The following is a 17968-nucleotide window of genomic DNA, read 5'->3' as shown; positions in this document are numbered from 1 at the left end:
GCCGATGGCCGACATACGGTTCAGCATCCGCAGCAAGCTGATCGCGCTTCTGCTGCTGGCGACGGTAGTGCCGTTCGGGGTGGCGATCGTGTTCAACTACCAACTGACGAGCCGCTCCGTCGCGGAGCAGACGCTCCAGGAAAACATTAATCTCCTGTCCGAAGGGCACCGCAACATCGATGCCTATTTGAAGCGGATCGACCAGCTCGGCCTCTCGCTCTACACGAACGCGGCGGCGAACAATCTGTTCCGCAGGGAGATGTCGCGCGACGATACGCTGTCCGCGGGCGTGAAAGATATTTTGCTGACGGTCATCCGTTCGAGTCCCAATATCCAGAGAGTCGAGCTGTATATGAGGCGGTCGGGACTGACGTTCGTGCTCACGCCTTCGCTGTGGAGGCAGTATACGCAGGAAGGCGATGCCGAAGACGGCTACGCCAGGGCGCTGGAAAATCCGTATCGGGGGCATTTCGCCCTGGAACGGCCGGAAGGGCGGCAATTCACGTACCGGCGGGCCTTCGTGGACATTCCGGGCGACGACGTGCTCGGCTACTTGACGATTACGATCGACGCGAAGGAGATCGGCGAGCTGGTCAGAGACTTGTACGTGCCGGGGAAAAGCGAGTTTCTGCTGCTCAACCCGGAGGGGGAAGCGCTGTTCCGTTCCTCGGATACCGGGGAAATGCCGTCCTCGGCCGACTGGCTGGACAGGATCAGACGGGAGGACCGCCCAAGCGGACACTGGAGCTGGGAGGAAGGCGGTTTCCGGGGGATCATGGTGTACAACCGGCTTCAGCAGACAAACGAAGGCTGGCTGCTGGTCAAGCAAATTCCGTACGACACGTTGAACCGGAATGCGCGCGAGATCGTGAAGATGAATCTGTGGATCGGCGGCCTGGCGCTGGTGCTGGCCGTGGCGGCTACCCTGCTCGTCTCGTTCAAGATTACCCGGCCGCTTCAGGTGCTCGTCCGCAACATCCGCAGCATCAAGAAAGGCCATATGCAGGTGGACTTCGACCGGCTTGGCAACGACGAGATCGGCATCGTCGGAGACCAGTTCAAGTCGATGGTCGAGACGATCCGCTCCTTGATGATCAAGGAATACAATTTGGAGATTCAGAACAAGACGCAGCAACTCAATACGCTGCAGGCGCAGCTGAACCCCCACTTCCTGAACAACGCGCTGCAATCGACGGCCGCGCTCGCTTACGAGAACGAAGATTTCGAAGTGTACCGGCTGATCCGGTCGTTGTCGAAGATGATGCGCTACAGCATGGATTTCGAGGAAGAGTCGGTGCCGCTCGTCAAGGAGATCGAGCACGTTCAAGCTTATCTGGAGCTGCAGAAGCACCGCTTCGAGGAACGGCTGAGCGTCGAGATCGAGGCGGACCGGCACAACGACGGCTGGTTCGTGCCGAAGATGACGATCCAGCCGCTGGTGGAGAACTACTTCAAGCACGCCTTCGACCGCCAATCCGGCAACGGCAGGCTCGCAATCCGTGTGGAGAAGGTCGAAGCCGCGGAGGGTCCGCGCCTTCGCATCGTCGTGGAAGACAACGGGCCGGGCATGGACGAAGCGGAAATGGCGAGCGTGACGCAGGCGGTGCATCGGCCGCCCGATCAGCATGAGTCGTACGGCAAAGTGGGATTGGTCAATCTGTTCCGCCGCATTCGGCTCTACTACGGGGATTCCGCGGAGACGAAGATGGAAAACGGCGAAGGCGGCGGGTTTCGGGTAACGCTGCTGCTGCCGGAACGGATGGAAGAACGGGACAGCTCGCTGTTGTTCGGCATCGGGGAGGAGAGGACATGAAGGCCATCATCGTGGACGACGAAAGGCGCACCCGGAAATTTCTAGGCATGGCCATCGACTGGCGCTCTCTCGGCATAACGACGGTGCTTGAGGCGGCGGACGGAGAGGAAGCGTACCGGATCATCGCACAGGAGAGGCCGACGATCATTCTGACGGACATGCGGATGCCGAACAAGGACGGCGTAGATTTGCTGAGACTGCTCCGGGAGCTTCCGTATCCGCACAAGACGATCGTCATCAGCGGCTATGAGGATTACGCTTTTCTGAAGAAGACGATCGAATACGGGGGCTTCGATTATTTCATCAAGCCGATCGACGAGACCGAAGTCTACGAGAGATTAAAAGACGCGCTGAGAGAGCTGGAGCGGGAGAACGAAAAGGCGGCCGCCCTGCTCGGCAACGCCCGGGCGATGAACGAGCGAAGGCTGCTGCTGAAGGACAGCCTGCTGACGCAGACCGTGGACCGTTCGGCGGCCATTCCCGCAGGCGAGGCCGAGGAACTGCTGGGCGACGAATGGAGGCTCTGGCAGGGCCGCTCCTATTCGCTCTGCATGTGCCGGATCCAGGAGAGGGCGGGCCGCATCGAGCGGGCGTTCTCGGACAGGAAGGATCTGCTGTATTTCTCGATCGTGAACGTCGCCGGCGAGCTGCTCGACTTTCCGCGAAGAGGGACGGCCTTCCGCTACCAATCGGAAGAGGGCGTCATCGTGCTGCTGCTGTTCGATGCGCGCGATGAGAAGGCGCTCTGCGGGGAGCTGGCCCGCACGATGCTCCGCACCTTCGGCATCCGCATGGAGATCGCGCTCTCCTCGCGCCGGTTTTTCCCGCACGGAATGGCGGAGGCGTTCGAGGAGGCGGAGGAGGTCCGGCAGAGCGTCAACCATCTGCGCCCCGATCCGGACGGCGTATACGCGGAGACCGCGGAGCCGGCGGGCATGCTGTCGCTTCTGCAGGAGGAACGGGAGCTGCGGATGATTTTGACCGGACAGAGCCGGAGCGACATCAAGCGGTTTCTGTCCGAGCTGCTCTCCGGGTGCGCGCAAGCCGCCTCCCTGACGACCAGGCAGATTCTGTGGTGGGAACAGGAGCTGAAGTGGCTGCAGGAGCTGTACGCCGGTTCGGGACGCTCGGAAGAGGACAAGGAGGCGGCGGAGGATCAACGACTTGTCTATTGGGACGATACCGGAGCATTCTCTCTGGAGCGGTTGGCGGAGAGTCTGGAACGGCGATTGCTCAGGCTGGCCGGGGAGATCGGAAGGCTGCAGGGCAGGGAACGGAAGGAGACGATCTACGAGGTCCGTGATTATTTGAAGCGGCATTACACCGAGCCGTTGATGATCAAGGATGTGTCGGCCCAGTTTTTCATGAATTCGGAATATGTGGCCCGTCTGTTCAAGCAGGAGTTCGGGATCGGCATCAAGGAATTCGTCACGGAGCTGCGCATGAACCACGCCAAGCTGCTGCTCGGCAATCCTTATCTGAAAGTCGGGGAGATCGCGGAGAAAATCGGCTTTGCGGACGAGAAGTATTTCAGCAAAGTGTTCAAGAGGGAAACCGGACTTACTCCCCAGCAGTTTCGCAAAACGGATCAGCCGGATGGGGACAGGCAGTGACCGGCTTTCTGCGGATGCCTTGAACCTTGCGGATTCGTCTGCGGGCCAAGTGAAAACCTGGGACGGAGAAAACCCGGATGACGCTCCGGGTTTTCTTCGTTTTGCCGGCGTTCAGCCTTCTTGGCGATAGACGATCGGGTTGAGCGGGCTCGCCGCCGGTCCGCCCGGCTTGCAGCCGGGAAGGCTGAGCTCCAGCGCGTTCCGGTGGACGTTGCTCTGGGGTTCGATCACTTTGGCGTCGTCGGCCATGTAAATGATCGTCATTACTTTGCGCATATGCTCCGTCGGATTGCCGGGAGCGCAGTGCAGCGTCCAGCCCGCATGGAACGTCGCGTCTCCTGGCGCCATCGCGCCGTAATTGACCTGCGGAATCCCCTTGGCTTCGATATACTGTCCCAACGTGCTGTGGGATTCGTCGGAAATGACCAGCTTGCTCACGTAGCCGTTCGTATGGGAGCCCGAAGCGAACGTCATCGAGCCGATCTCTTCCGAGATGGGCACGAGCGGCATCCACATGGTGACGGTCTTGTCCGTGTCGAGCGGCCAATAGATCTGATCCTGGTGCCAAGGCGTATGGCCGCCTCCCGGTTCCTTGAACAACGCTTGATCGTGGTACAGGCGAACGCCTCGGACGCCCATGAGTTCGGCGGCGATTTTGGCGAAGCGCCGGGCAAGGGTGAAGCGCCGGATCGCTTCGCTTTTTGCCCACAGATTGCCTACCTGAATGAACGCCTTGCCGTAGGTGTCGCGTTGGTTCAGGGGTTTGTCGTGATTGTTCAGCCTGCGGACGGATTCCGAGATTACCGGCTCGTAGGCGCTCACCTCGGAAGGGCTCATCACCTGCTTTAAGCGGATGTGACCGTCTTGCCGGTAGAGGGACGTCTGCTTGTCGCTGAGCGGGTAGTCGGAGTTGAGTTCCGGCAGCTCGCGGTTGTCGTTGTTCATGTTCATGGCCTCCTTTTGTTTCTAGAATAGCGGTCGGAGGCGCGGAAGTCGTTATCCCGGCTGTCTGATTGCGTTGTCCAATATGATCGGGATTCGCCGGTTGGAGAGAGGGATCGGAGATGCATACGCTCGAAGAATGGATGACCGCCCAGCTCGTTGTTCCCTACTTGCGCCATTGCGACCTGCCCGTCCGGCAGCCGTGGAAGTACGCGGCGAAGCGAAATTTGCTGGATTATTTGCTCGTCTATGTGGAAGAGGGAACGCTCGAGGTTGCCGTCGAGGGAGAAGAGCTGCTGCTGGGAGCGGGGGATTTCTGTCTGCTGCAGCCCGGCACCGTGCATACGCTGGCTGGGATTACGAGAACGACGACGCCATACGCTCATTTCGATATTTTCTATCATCCGTTAAGGACGGAAAGCTTCGCCACTTTGCCGGGGCAGATCGATCTCGCTCCGTACGGGAGGCTGATGCAGCCGCGGCTCGACGGAATGCCCGGAGTCCGGGTTCCCGTGAAGCTGTCGCCGCGCCATCCCGAACGCTTCCGGGAGCTTCTCGTCGGAGCGATTGAACGCTGGCTGGAGCCGGCGGACGGGTTAACCCGCCTGGAAGCCCAGCAGCTCGCGATGGAATTGGTGCGGCAACTGATCCGCGATCATTACCGGCCCCGGCAGGAAGCGGAGAGAAGGGGGCCCTTCTCTCCCGATTGGGTGACTCCTTACTTGTCCTACCGTTTGACCGAACCGCTGTCCGTGGAGGAGCTGGCGCGCCGGGCGCATCTGTCCCCCTCGCGGTTTCGCTGCTTGTTCCGCGAGCGCTATGGCATGCCGCCCCACCGCTATCTGATGCAGCTGCGCTTGCGCTATGCCGCGGAGCTGCTGGAGACGACGGCTTACCCGTTGGAGAAAGTCGCGGCGTATTGCGGCTTCGCCGACAAGCATCACCTCTCCAAAGCCTTCAAGCAGGCGATGCGCGTCTCTCCCGGCGCTTACCGTTTGGGCCGCAGATAGAAGCCGGGCATGGGCTCCGGCGAGAAGGCGGAGGAGCCGGCCGGGTCCAGGGGCCGCGGGGCCGCGTGGTCAGGGCCGGGAATGTGACTTGGCGAGAGCGGCGCGGCGAGGTCAAGGCCACAAAAGTGCCTCGACGGAAACGGGGGCGTGTGGGTCAAGGCCAAAAAAGTGCCTCGACGGAATGGGGCCGCGTGGTCAGGGCCAAAAAAGTGCCTCGACGGAAACGGGGCCGCGTGGTCAGGGCCACAAAAGTGCCTTGGCGGGAACGTGGGGCGTGTGGGTCAAGGCCACAAAAGTGCCTTGGCGGAAACGGGGGCGTATGGGTCAAGGCTAAAAAAGTGCCTCGATGGAAACGGGGGCGCGGGGTCGAGGCCACAAAAGTGCCTTGGCGGAAACGGGGGCGCGTGGTCAGGGCCAAAAAAGTGCCTCGATGGAAACGGGGGCGCGGGGTCGAGGCCAAAAAAGTGCCTTGGCGAGAGCGGCGCTGCGTGGTCAGGGCCAAAAAAGTGCCTCGACGGAATGGGGCCGCGTGGGTCAAGGCCACAAAAGTGCCTTGGCGGAAACGGGGGCGTGTGGGTCAAGGCCAAAAAAGTGCCTCGACGGAATGGGGCCGCGAGGCCAAGGCCAAAAAAGTGCCTCGACGGAAACGTGGCTGCTAGGCCAAGGCCAAAAAAGTGCCTCGACGGAAACGTGGCTGCGAGGCCAAGGCCAAAAAAGTGCCTCGACGGAATGGGGCCGCGTGGGTCAAGGCCAAAAAAGTGCCTCGACGGAAACGTGACTGCGAGGCCAAGGCCACAAAAGTGCCTCGGCGGAAACGGGGGCGTGGGGTCAGGGCCAAAAAAGTGCCTCGACGGAATGGGGCCGCGTGGGTCAAGGCCACAAAAGTGCCTTGGCGGGAACGTGGGGCGTATGGGTCAAGGCCACAAAAGTGCCTTGGCGGAAACGGGGGCGTATGGGTCAAGGCTAAAAAAGTGCCTCGACGGAATGGGGCCGCGTGGGTCAAGGCCACAAAAGTGCCTTGGCGGGAACGTGGCTGCGTGGTCAGGGCCAAAAAAGTGCCTCGACGGAAACGTGGCCGCGAGGCCAAGGCCCAAAATGTCCCTCGACGCTCGCTACTTCGCGGAGCTTCCGGCCCCATTCGCCGCTTCTTCAGCCCCTTTTCCCTTACCGTCAAGAATAAGCTGTCCCTTGTCCTGAATGCGGTTCATCGCTTCGGCGACGGTCTGCTGCCCTTTCCCGGCTTCGGACAATTCCGCTGCGATCGTATTCATGATTTCCGTGAACGCCTCGTTGGGCATCTTGTCGTAATCCTTGAAGACCGTTTCTTCCGTGGGCGTCAAGGCGTAGAAGGCTTGCAGGTTATGCCCGTCGTCGTTGATGTATTTCGTCCTGACCGGGAAGCTTCCCGAATTCGCCTTGGATTTGACGCGGGCGAACTCGTCTCCGTTGACGTACTGAAGAAATTTCCATGCCGCGTCGACGTTCGGAGACTGGGCGTCGATCGCCAAAATCTGATCGACCGAAACCGTATCGGTGACGTTCGGGTTTTTCGGATCGACGGGCATCGTGACGACGTCCCAATTTTTCAACGCTTTATCTTTAAGCACTTCTTGCGCTTCCTTGATCTGGGCGGTCAGATAGCTGCCGTCGATCGTCATGGCCGTCCTCCCGCCGATAAAAGGATCCTGCAGCAGGTACTCCTCGTACGACGTGTACATCTGGTTGGTCTGGTCCTCGCCTAAGTATAAGTAGCCGCCTTTGATCGCTTTGTCGGCCGTCTCCACGGCTTTGATCCACGAATCCGAATTGGCCGTCATCCGCATGCCGGACACGTTAAAATAACTCAGCCCGAGCGATCCGCCGATTTGTCTGGAGAGGTTGTTCAAATCGCTCGTATAGTCGGGTTTTAAGCCGTAGACGCGTTCGTTCGGTTCTCCGTCGGCCGGAAACCGGGACGCGAGCTGCAGGAGGCTTTCCCAGCTCATGCGGTCTTCGGGCAGAGGAACTCCGTATTTCTCGAACAAGTCCTTGTTGTAGTACACGGCTCTGCTGTAGAAGGAGGGGGCCATTCCATACAGCTTACCGTCGCTTAACCCTCGTATGTATTCCAGGATGCCGGGCACGATGCCGGCCAGATCGAATTTGTCCTGCGCGGCTCTCGCCTCGAGATCGAGCAGCTTTCCTTCGCTCGCCCATTGCTTGTACTGGCTTGCGCTCAGCATCAGCACGTCCGGCTTCCGCTCCCGGATGAACTTGGCCGTCGCGTCGTTGATCGTTTCCCCTTCCTCCGGCTTAACGAGGTTCGCGGATACGATCTCGAGCTCAACGTCCGGATACAGCGCGGAGAAGAGCATACCGTACTGATAATAGAAGCTGTCCTCGGAATAATACATCACCTTTAACGTCGTTTTCCCCTGCGGTTCCGCTTGAGGACCGGCGCTGCATCCGGCCAGCAGCGCAGCGGTCAGGCCCAGCGCGATCGCCATTTTCTTGCTCATCGGCTCCAAACCCTCATTCCTTCATGATTTCGTCTCCTTCGCAGTGTAATTGGCAAAGTTAAACAACTTCTCTCTATTTCCTTAAGTTCTTCTTAACGTTTTCTACCGGAATATTAAGAGAGAGGCTCTGTCTCTTCCGGCTAGGGCGTGTATGCAACCTCCGAGGATGGGAAATTTTTTCGAATTTTCGTTCCGTGCAAGGAACTTTTGTGAAGGCGTACCGGGGTACGTCAAGCAAAAGTGACGAAGCAGGGGGGCGAAAAGGCGGTGATAGATGCCTCTGAGTGGGTTTGCGCACACGCCCTAGTAGAGCATTCCAGAAGTAAAATGCAATTGCGCTCGAAGCCGATGCAATCTTACTCTCCAACCCGACACAGCGCGGTTGCAGCGACTCAGACGTTCCATTCGCTGCTCCAACCCGACACAGCGTGGTTGCAGCTACTCTACCAGCTCATTCGCTGCTCCAACCCGACACAGCGCGGTTGCAGCGACTCTGACGCCCCATTCGATACTCCAACCCGACACAGCGCGGTTGCAGCGACTCAGACGTCCCATTCGCCGCTCCAACCCGACACAGCGCGGTTGCAGCGACTCTGACGTCCCCTTCGATACTCCAACCCGACACAGCGCGGTTGCAGCTACTCTGACGTTCCATTCGCTGCTCCAACCCGACACAGCGCGGTTGCAGCGACTCTACCGGCCCTTTCGCTGCTCCAACCCGACACAGCGTGGTTGCAGCTACTCTACCAGCTCATTCGCTGCTCCAACCCGACTCAGCGCGGTTGCAGCTACTCTGACGCCCCATTCGATGCTCCAACCCGACACAGCGCGGTTGCAGCGACTCTACCGGCCCTTTCGCCGCTCCAACCCGACACAGCGCGGTTGCAGCTACTCTACCAGCTCATTCGCCGCTCCAACCCGACTCAGCGCGGTTGCAGCGACTCTGACGTTCCATTCGCTGCTCCAACCCGACACAGCGTGGTTGCAGCTACTTCTACCAGCTCATTCGCTGCTCCAACCCGACACAGCGCGGTTGCAGCTACTCTGACGTCCCCTTCGCCGCTCCAACCCGACTCAGCGCGGTTGCAGCTACTCTGACGCCCCATTCGATACTCCAACCCGACACAGCGCGGTTGCAGCGACTCTACCGGCCCATTCGCTGCTCCAACCCGACATAGCGCGGTTGCAGCTACTCTGACGTCCCCTTCGATGCTCCAACCCGACACAGCGCGGTTGCAGCGACTCTGACGCCCCATTCGATACTCCAACCCGACACAGCGCGGTTGCAGCTACTCTACCAGCTCATTTGCTGCTCCAACCCGACACAGCGCGGTTGCAGCGACTCAGACGTTCCATTCGCTGCTCCAACCCGACTCAGCACGGTTGCAGCGACTCTACCGGCCCATTCGATACTCCAACCCGACACAGCGCGGTTGCAGCGACTCTGACGCCCCATTCGATACTCCAACCCGACACAGCGCGGTTGCAGCTACTCTACCAGCCCATTCGCCGCTCCAACCCGACACAGCGCGGTTGCAGCGACTCTACCGGCCCTTTCGCCGCTCCAACCCGACTCAGCGCGGTTGCAGCTACTCTGACGCCCCATTCGATGCTCCAACCCGACACAGCGCGGCTGCAGCGACTCTACCGGCCCATTCGATACTCCAACCCGACTCAGCAAGACTGAGTCAGCCTGGATTCTTCAACATCTTGGTCACTTTACTTCGGGGGGCTCTACTAGGATCTAAAGAAATGTCCACATCCCCTAAACGAAGTGCGTATTTTTATCCGATCGGAAAGCGCTAAGATGGTTCCAGGCCAAACGCTTCACACTACCGATCAAGGGGGATAAAACAATATGTTTAAAGTATCGTCCAGCTTGACTCGCACGTTCCTGACGCTGACGACCGCGGCTCTCGTGCTGACCGCGTGCGGAGGCAACGACAACGGGGGAGGAAACGCCGCTCCGAGCGGCAGCCAAGGCGGAAGCTCCGCCGCAGCCGGGGGCAAGAAGACGGAGTTCCTGTTCTGGACGCCGTTCTCCGGGGCGGACGGAGCGTTCATGAAGGATATCGTGGAGAAGTACAACGCATCGCAGGACAGCTACAAAATCAATTTCGTCATCCAGCCGAACGGCGAGTATTACAAGCAGCTCGACGTGGCGCTGAGCGCCGGCAAGGACAGCCCGGATCTGGCGATTATGCACGTCGATCAAATTCCGACTTACGCGAGCAAAGGCCAACTGCAGCCGCTGGACGATATCGCCGGACAGTCCGGCATCGTCAAGGCCGACTACGTCGAGGCGCCTGTCCAATATTCCACCATCGAGGATAAGTGGTACGGCATTCCGCTCGATATCCATCCGCTCGTCATGTACTACAACAAGGATCTGTTCGAAGCAGCGGGCATCTCCGGTCCTCCGACGAACCGCGCCGAATTCGAAGACGCGGTGAACAAGCTGACGGACAAGGGCAAGGGCCAATACGGCTACGTCGTGCCGACGCTGTGGCCGCAGCAGTTCATCTTCCCGACGCTCGTCTGGCAGAACGGCGGCGAGCTGTGGAACGGCACGGACGTCGCGTACAACTCCCCGGAAGCGGTGGAGATGATCGCCTGGCTGCGCGGCCTGATCGATCAAGGCATCTCTCCGGCCAACGTGCAGCAGGACGGCGAGAATACGCTGTTCTTGCAAGGCAAGAACGCGATCCAGTTCAACGGCCCGTGGATGAAGTCGCAATTCGACGAAGCCGGCCTGAACTACGGCATCGCTCCGGTGCCGCAGATCGGCAAAGCCAAGCAAGCCGTGTACGCAGGCTCTCACAGCTTCGTCATTCCGAAGAACACGACGGATGCGGGCGTGCTTGCCGGAATCGGCGATTTCCTGAAGTACGTCGCGGGCAACTCGCTTGCCTGGGCCGAGTCCGGCCAGGCGCTGGCCTCCAAACCGATGCTGGACAGCGCGGAATTCAAGGCGCTGCCGCAAAGCTCGGTAGCCGACAGCTTCTCGTACGTCCAGTTCGCGCCCAACGTGCTGAACTGGGGAACGATTATCGAGCCGGTATGGGGCGAAATCAACAACGCGCTGCTCGGGAAGAAAGATCCGCAGAAAGCGCTTGACGAAGCGGTCGCCAAATCCCGTCAGGCCATGGGCAAATAAGCGGGAGACGCAAACGATCCGTTAGCCGGAGGAAGACGGGCATCCGCAAGGATGCCCCGTCTTCTTCGCCCATGAAGCCGAAGGAGGAGTCCGCGATGAATACCGGGTGGCAGTCCCGCTTGACCTCGTCTCTGTTCGTTCTGCCGTATTTGATCAGCTTCGCCGCTTTTTTGCTATTTCCGATCGGTTACGGATTCTACATCAGCCTTCACGAATTCGAGCTGTTGTCCGACTCCCATCCGTTCGTAGGCTTTGCCCATTACGCGGAGATTTTCTCTCCGGGCACGTACTTGAACAGCTTGTTCGTCCGCGGATTATGGGCGACGGTGCAGTTCGTCCTGTATTCCGTGCCGCTGCTGATCGCCATCGGCCTGGCTCTGGCTTTGCTCGTTAACGCCTTGCCGCGCAAAATCCGCAGTTGGTTCCGCACCGTCTATTTCATACCTTACGCCGTCTCGGCTTCGGTCATGGCCGTCATCTGGCTGATGATGTACGACACGAACGCGGGGCTGATCAACAGCATGCTCGGCAAGCTCGGCATCGATCCGATTCCGTGGCTGACGAGCGAACCGTGGGTCTGGGTGGCGCTCGTGTCGACGACGCTGTGGTGGACAATCGGGTTTAACATGATTATTTTCATCAACGCGCTGAACCAGGTTCCCGAGGATTACTACGAGGCCGCCTCGATCGACGGCGCGGGCTCCTGGCGCAAGTTCGCGAGCGTTACGCTGCCTTCGATCCGTCCGGTCATGCTGTTCGTAATGATCACGTCGACGATTGCGTCCTTCAACATCTATGCCCAGCCGTTCCTGCTCACGCGGGGCGGGCCGGGGGATACGTCCAAGGTGCTGCTGATGAATGTGCTGGACCAAGCGTTCATCCGCAAGGAAATCGGTGCCGCTTCGGCGATGGCGATTCTGATGGCCGTCATGATCATGATCGTGTCGGTCGTGCAGTATCGCTTGACCTACGGCAGGAAGGAGGAGTAACCTATGAGTTCGAGAAAGCTGAGAACGCTCGTCCTGATCGCGATCGCCGCGGCGGTCGCCGTCGTGTTCGTCCTGCCGCTCGTCTGGATGCTGTCGACTTCCTTGAAGAACGATTTCGAGGCGCTGTCGGGCAAGATGAACTTCATTCCGAAGAAACCGATTCTCGACAATTATATCGACGGCATTAAAGGCGAGCTCATGAACGTGCCGATCATGCGCTGGATTACGAACTCGCTGTCGGTCGGAGCTGTCGGCACCGCGATCGTGCTGTTCATCGACTCCTTGGCGGCGTACGCGCTTGCCCGTCTGAGGGATCTTCCGCTGCGCCGAACGCTGCTGTCGATGTTCATCGCCTCGCTCATGATTCCGGGCGTGCTTACCTTTTTGCCGATGTACATGGAATTCAACGCCTTCGGGCTGATCAACACGTATCCGGCGCTGGTGCTGCCCTATACGGCCGGAGCGTTCGGGGTGTTCCTGCTGCTGCAGTTTTTCTCTTCGTTCCCGAAGGAAATCGAGGAAGCGGCCCGCATCGACGGCGCGAACAAGTGGCAGGTGTATTGGAAAATCCTCATGCCGGCGTCGGTGTCCATCATGGTCACGCTCGGGATTTTTACGTTCATGGGCATTTACAACGATTTCGTATGGCCGCTGTACGCCACGACCTCGCCCGAGATGCGCACGATTACCGGGGGCATCGCGATGATGGCGCAGGGCAGCTATGTGCAGGCTTACGGCAAGCTGATGGCGATGACGACGATCGCTACGATTCCGATGCTGCTCATCTTTCTCGTCGGGCAGCGTTCGTTCGTGAAAGCGATCACGCAGAGCGCGGTCAAATAAATCGTCTTCGAATGCGAGTGGAGGAACGCCGATGAAATTGCGAAGCAAATCGATTGCGCTGACGATCGCGGCTGTCGCGGCGGTACTGGCCGTCGTCGGCGCGATCGTCTGGCAGACGGGAGGAAGCATGAACCGATCCGATTCAGCCGTATCCGCCGGATATACCGGTCACGGAGGCACGCTCAAGAATACGCTTGCGGATATGGATACGCCCGATCCGAGCGTCGTCTACAGAGACGGCTACTATTATATGACGTTCACGCACAACGGCGCCGACATCATGGTGATGAAATCCCGCACGCTCGACTTCAGGCAGGCGGAGAAGAGGGTCGTCTGGTACCCGCCGGTCGACACGATGTATTCCGCGAACCTGTGGGCGCCCGAGATTCAATATTTGCGGGGAAAATGGTACATCTATTTCGCCGCGGACGACGGGGCGAACGAGAATCACCGGATGTACGCTCTGGAGGCGGAGACGGACGATCCGCTCGGTCCGTATGCGTTCGCGGGACAAGTGACGGACGATACGAACAAATGGGCGATCGACGGCCTCGTCATGGAACTGGAGAATCGGCTTTATTTCGTATGGTCGGGCTGGGAAGGCGACGTAAACGTCCAACAAAACACGTACATCGCCCCGATGAGCGATCCGCTGACGGTCAGCGGTCCCCGCGTGAAGATCGGGGAACCCGATCTGGAGTGGGAGAGGGCGGGGGGACCGCCTTATATTCACGAAGGGCAGTCGATTCTGCAGAAGGACGGCAGAACGTTTATCGTCTACTCCGGCGCGGGGAGCTGGACGCCGTTCTACAGTCTGGGGCTGCTGACGCTGGAGCCGGGAGCGGACCCGCTCTCCGCCGCGAATTGGCGCAAGTCGGAAGCTCCGCTGATGGCTATGGACGAAGAAGCAGGCGTCTACGGTCCGGGACACAACTCGTTCGTCGCCTCGCCGGACGGGACGGAGACGTGGATCGTCTACCACGCGACGAGCGGCATAAGCGACGGCTGGAACAACCGGAAGGCGCGCGCCCAGCGCGTCGTCTGGCGCGACGACGGGCTGCCGGAGTTCGGCAAGCCGCTCTCGCTGGAGACGGCGATCGGGGTTCCTTCCTCGGACGGTCTCTATCGGACGGAGCACGCCGTCCGCGAAGGCGGGAGAGTGACGTTTGACTTGATTCCTTCCTCTGTGGAGACGAGCGCGCCGGTGCTGCTGCATTATCGAAACGAAACGGGCGAGCCTGCGCGAGTGACGATTGAAGCGGGGGACGGAGAAGCGGCCGAAGTCGAGCTGTCGGTTACGGAGAACGGCAAGACCGGGTATGCGTACGCGACTGTCCGGCTTCGTTCCGGAATGAACGAGATTTCCGTAACCGCTCAGGAGGCTCAGGAGGAAGACGGCGGCCCGCAGCTGCTGGCCATCGAGATTCCTCGCTACGAAGCGGAGAACGCGCAGGCGGAAGGAGATTCCGCGGCCGAGGACAATCCGTTCGCGTCCGGCTGGGGCGTCGCCAAGCTGGAGGGCGGCAAGGGAAGCGCGGTCCGCTTCGGCAACGTGCTCGTGCCGACGCCAGGAGACTATATCGCGAAATTCGCCATTGCAAATCCGTCCGGGCAAGAGCTGACAATCGAGGTCGCGGCGGGGGACGCCCGCAAGAAAATCAAGGCCGGCCCAACGGGGCGCAACGAGTTTGCCGTCACGGAGATCAAGCTGCCCTTGCGAGCGGGCCTGAATGAAATTACACTGAAACTCGAACAAGCCGGACACGCCGTGTCCGTCGATTATATGGATCTCGTCCGTTAGGGCGTGTATGCAAACCCGCTCAGGGGCATCTATCATCCCCTGCTGCGTCACTTTTGCTTGACGTACCTCCGGTACGCCTTCACAAAAGTTCCTTGCATGGAACGAACATTCGGCAACATCTGCTATCTTCGGAGGTTGCATACACGCCCTAGGGGCGACCGAACGAGCCGCGCGATACCGGCGGCCAAGCCTGGAGGAATGGACTATGAACGTCAAGCCGCTGTACGCGCTCATCGTTTCGATACTGCTGGCGGCCGTTGCGGGATGCGCGACGACCGCCGACAACGCCGAGCCGCGGCAGACGAAGAGCGGCCAAGCGATCCGCATCGAATATTGGACGCCGTTCAGCGGCGGGGACAATCAGTTCATGACCGAGATGGTGGAGAGGTTTAACCGGGAGCAGAGCGACGTTCTGGTCGTCCAGACGAACTCCAGGCTGGACGATTATTATTCGCGCTTGAGAACGGCGATTCTCTCGGGCAACGCGCCCGACGTCGCCATTAACCATGCGACCAATCTGCCCCAATTCGTCCAGAACGGCTACATCGAGGATCTGTCCGTTCCGGCGGAGGAGGTCGGACTCGACTGGAGCGTCTTCAACGGCAATATTATGGGATCGGTCGTGTACGACGGGCATCCCTATGCGGTGCCGCTGGACACGCATGCGCTCGTCATGTATTACAACAAGGAGTATCTGAGCGCGGCCGGCCTGCTTGATTCCTCCGACAAACCGATTCTGGACGCGAGCGAGGACGGCTTCGTGTCGTTTCTTCGGCGCATTCAGGAAGCCGTTCCGTCCGATGTCGCGCCGTTGGCGCAGCCGAGTACGAGGATCGATTCGGTATGGCTGTGGTGGAGCCTGTACAACCAGCTTGAGGGAGGCGGTTCCTTCTACGACGAGCAAGGAAGCAAGGCGACGCTGGACAATCCGCAGGCTCTGAGAGCGCTGGAGTTCGTGCACGAGCTGTACGCAAGCAAGCTGATTCCCCCGGACATCAACGACGCCTTCAAAATGTTCTACGACGGCAAGGCGGCCGTGCTGATTACGGGAATGTGGGGTACGGGGGCGTTCGAGCATGCCCCGGCCCTGGATTTCGGAGTTGTCCCGCTGCCCACGATATACGATGTGCCCGCAGTATGGGGCGACTCGCATTCCTTGGTCGTTCCGACGAAGCACGGGATGACCGATGAGAAGCGCAAGGCGATCATGACCTTTGCCAAATGGATGGTCGAGCACGGCGAGAAGTGGGCCGAAGCCGGGCACGTCCCGAGCATGACGCGCGTCGTTCGCGGGGAGGCGTTCAACGCGCTGAAATACCGCAGCGATTATGCCGCCACCGCCAATTTCGTGAAGTATTGGCCGAGACACGTCCGGCAGTGGTCGACGACGGAGGTGCTGATCCGCGAGTTCGAACGGATGAATTACGGCCAGCAGACGCCGGAGCAGACGCTTAAAATCGCGGCCGCCAAAATCGACGCCGAGCTGAAGAGGTAGCGGAGGGAACATGAAACGTAAACGGAGCCTCGTTCGCTGGTTTACCAATCAAGAGCTTGCCCGGAAATTGATCCTGATCAATTTCCTTCTTGTCGTTGTCCCGATCGGAGCGATGGGCGTCTATACGTTCTCCAGCTTCGAGAACGCGATGGAGAAAAACGTCGGCGCCTATCAATTGCAGACGATCCAGCAGCTTACGCTGAACATCGATACGTACATGAACGAGCTGAACCGGCTCACGCTGTCCCCCTACCAGTACAACGAAATTCTCGAGTATTTGAGCGCGGACAGAAAGCCGGGGCAGCCGCTGACGCTGGAGCAGATCGGGCATCTGAACGGCTTCGTCTCGAAAATATTCATTAACGGGCGCATCGACATTATGGGCGTATCGCTGTACGGGGAGAAGGGCGCTTCTTACGTGGTGCTGCCGGACAGCCAGTATGTCACCTCCTACATTCTGGACGAAAGCGCGGAATGGCTGAAGCGGGCCAAAGGCTTGTACGGTCAGCCTACATTCATTACGACGCATCAGATCAAATCGACGAGCGGGACGACCTACGACGTATTCTCGATCGCCCGCGAGCTTCGCAGCTTCGACACCGGGGAGACGATCGGGTATATCGTCATCGATATCGACCCGGCGGCGGTTCGCGGCATTTTGCAGCAGGTCAATCTGGCGGCCGGGGAATCGATGTACATCGTCGATCAGCAGGGGCGGATGGTCATTCGCAGGGAGGACGAAGATCTGGCTCCCCCGCTGCCGGGAGAGCTTCAGGGCCAGGGCGTGCGCCATGTCGACGCGTCCGGAGGCATGCCGGAATCGCTGGTCGCTTACGTGACTTCGCCCGTAACGGGCTGGACGACGGTCAGCGTCGTGCCGGTCAAGGAGCTGATGCGCGACAGCCACAAAGTCCGGAGCTCCATGACGCTCGTCATCGTCGGCTTCGTCGGCCTGGCGATGCTCCTGAACGTATTTACGGCTTTCCGGGTGACCCACCCGCTGCGGAAGCTGAGTCGTCTGATGAGGAAGGTCGAGCAGGGCGAGCTGCAGGTGGCTTTTCCGGTCACGGGACAGGACGAAGTGGGGCGGCTCGGCGGCTCGTTCAACACGATGGTGTCGAAGCTCAGCGAGCTCGGATATTTGCTATACGAGACGGAGATTCGCGAGAAGGACGCGCAGATCGCCGCACTGCAGAGCAAGATCAATCCGCATTTTCTATACAATACGCTGGGTACGATCAGCATGAACGCCGAATTGGAAGGGAATCGGGATATCGTGACGATGGCCAACAATTTAAGCCGCATGCTTCGCTACAGCTTGAGCAGCAGGCAGGACATCGTGACGCTGAAAGACGAATTGAAGCATGTCAACGGCTATATGGCGATTCAGATGATCCGCTACGGCGAGCGCATTCGATTCCTCGAGGAGATCGAAGAGCGGGCGCTGGGCTGCGTCGTCATCCCGCTGATCGTCCAGCCGATCGTGGAGAACGCGATCAATCACGGCTTGGATCGGGGCGTAGGTTCGGGGCTGATCCGGCTGACCGGTTCGGAAAAAGCGGGCGTGCTGACGCTGGCGATCGAGGACGATGGAATCGGCATGACGAACGACGAGCTGGAGCGGATCAGGAGCCGGCTTCGGCAGTCCAAGGATCTCGGCGGCAAATCCGGGAATGGGTTGCTGAACGTGCATCGCCGCATTTTGCTTCATTACGGGGAGCCGTACGGCTTGACGTTCGAGAGCATGCCGTACCAGGGGTTGAAGGTGACGATGACGCTGCCGGCGGTTCGATGACCGGACGCCGGA

The 17968-nt window shown here is 59.7% G+C and carries 11 protein-coding genes; 9 read left to right on the top strand and 2 right to left on the bottom strand.

Features of this window, described 5'->3' with window-relative positions; genetic code table 11:
* Positions 1-4 precede the first annotated feature (4 nt).
* Both B0G52_RS03735 and B0G52_RS03730 read left to right on the top strand, forming a co-directional pair.
* Positions 5-1813, top strand: coding sequence for a cache domain-containing sensor histidine kinase (locus B0G52_RS03735; protein WP_094042175.1), 1809 nt, complete (start codon positions 5-7; stop codon positions 1811-1813).
* Complete coding sequence (locus B0G52_RS03730) at positions 1810-3426, top strand: response regulator (protein ID WP_094042174.1); 1617 nt, start codon at positions 1810-1812, stop codon at positions 3424-3426. Before B0G52_RS03735 ends, B0G52_RS03730 begins: the two co-directional genes overlap by 4 nt.
* Positions 3427-3537: 111 nt before the next feature.
* On the opposite strand, the gene B0G52_RS03725 is transcribed toward B0G52_RS03730, so the two are convergent.
* A complete protein-coding gene (locus B0G52_RS03725) occupies positions 3538-4371 on the bottom strand; it encodes a phytanoyl-CoA dioxygenase family protein (RefSeq protein WP_233162335.1) in 834 nt (277 codons plus the stop codon).
* 119 nt (positions 4372-4490) lie between these two features.
* Here B0G52_RS03725 and B0G52_RS03720 point away from each other — a divergent pair, with 119 nt between their 5' ends.
* Entirely contained in the window at positions 4491-5378 is an 888-nt protein-coding gene (locus B0G52_RS03720; RefSeq protein ID WP_094042172.1) for a helix-turn-helix domain-containing protein, read from the top strand.
* A 1112-nt stretch (positions 5379-6490) separates the two neighbouring features.
* Here the strand turns inward: B0G52_RS03720 and B0G52_RS03710 are convergent.
* Positions 6491-7876, bottom strand: a complete 1386-nt coding sequence (locus B0G52_RS03710; RefSeq protein WP_094042170.1) for an ABC transporter substrate-binding protein — start codon at positions 7874-7876, stop codon at positions 6491-6493.
* Positions 7877-9734: 1858 nt separating this feature from the next.
* Here B0G52_RS03710 and B0G52_RS03705 point away from each other — a divergent pair.
* From B0G52_RS03705 to B0G52_RS03680, 6 genes are all read left to right on the top strand, one after another.
* Positions 9735-11033: an ABC transporter substrate-binding protein gene (locus B0G52_RS03705; RefSeq protein ID WP_094042169.1), complete on the top strand. Its 1299-nt coding sequence runs from the start codon at positions 9735-9737 to the stop codon at positions 11031-11033.
* A 95-nt stretch (positions 11034-11128) separates the two neighbouring features.
* On the top strand, positions 11129-12022 hold the full coding sequence (locus B0G52_RS03700; protein ID WP_094042168.1) for a carbohydrate ABC transporter permease: 894 nt from the start codon (positions 11129-11131) through the stop codon (positions 12020-12022).
* Between the two features lie 3 nt (positions 12023-12025).
* A complete protein-coding gene (locus B0G52_RS03695; protein ID WP_094042167.1) occupies positions 12026-12865 on the top strand; it encodes a carbohydrate ABC transporter permease in 840 nt (279 codons plus the stop codon).
* Positions 12866-12896: 31 nt separating this feature from the next.
* On the top strand, positions 12897-14666 hold the full coding sequence (locus B0G52_RS03690; RefSeq protein WP_233162333.1) for a family 43 glycosylhydrolase: 1770 nt from the start codon (positions 12897-12899) through the stop codon (positions 14664-14666).
* Between the two features lie 205 nt (positions 14667-14871).
* Positions 14872-16161, top strand: coding sequence for an ABC transporter substrate-binding protein (locus tag B0G52_RS03685; protein ID WP_094042166.1), 1290 nt, complete (start codon positions 14872-14874; stop codon positions 16159-16161).
* A 10-nt stretch (positions 16162-16171) separates the two neighbouring features.
* Positions 16172-17956 (top strand): cache domain-containing sensor histidine kinase, encoded by a 1785-nt coding sequence (locus tag B0G52_RS03680; RefSeq protein WP_094042165.1) that lies wholly within the window; start codon positions 16172-16174, stop codon positions 17954-17956.
* The last annotated feature ends 12 nt before the right edge of the window (positions 17957-17968 follow it).

It is taken from the genome of Cohnella sp. SGD-V74 (genome assembly GCF_003001675.1).
Lineage (GTDB): Bacteria > Bacillota > Bacilli > Paenibacillales > Paenibacillaceae > Cohnella.
Note: the sequence above shows the minus strand (reverse complement) of the source record. Positions and strands in the feature narration are given on the sequence as shown.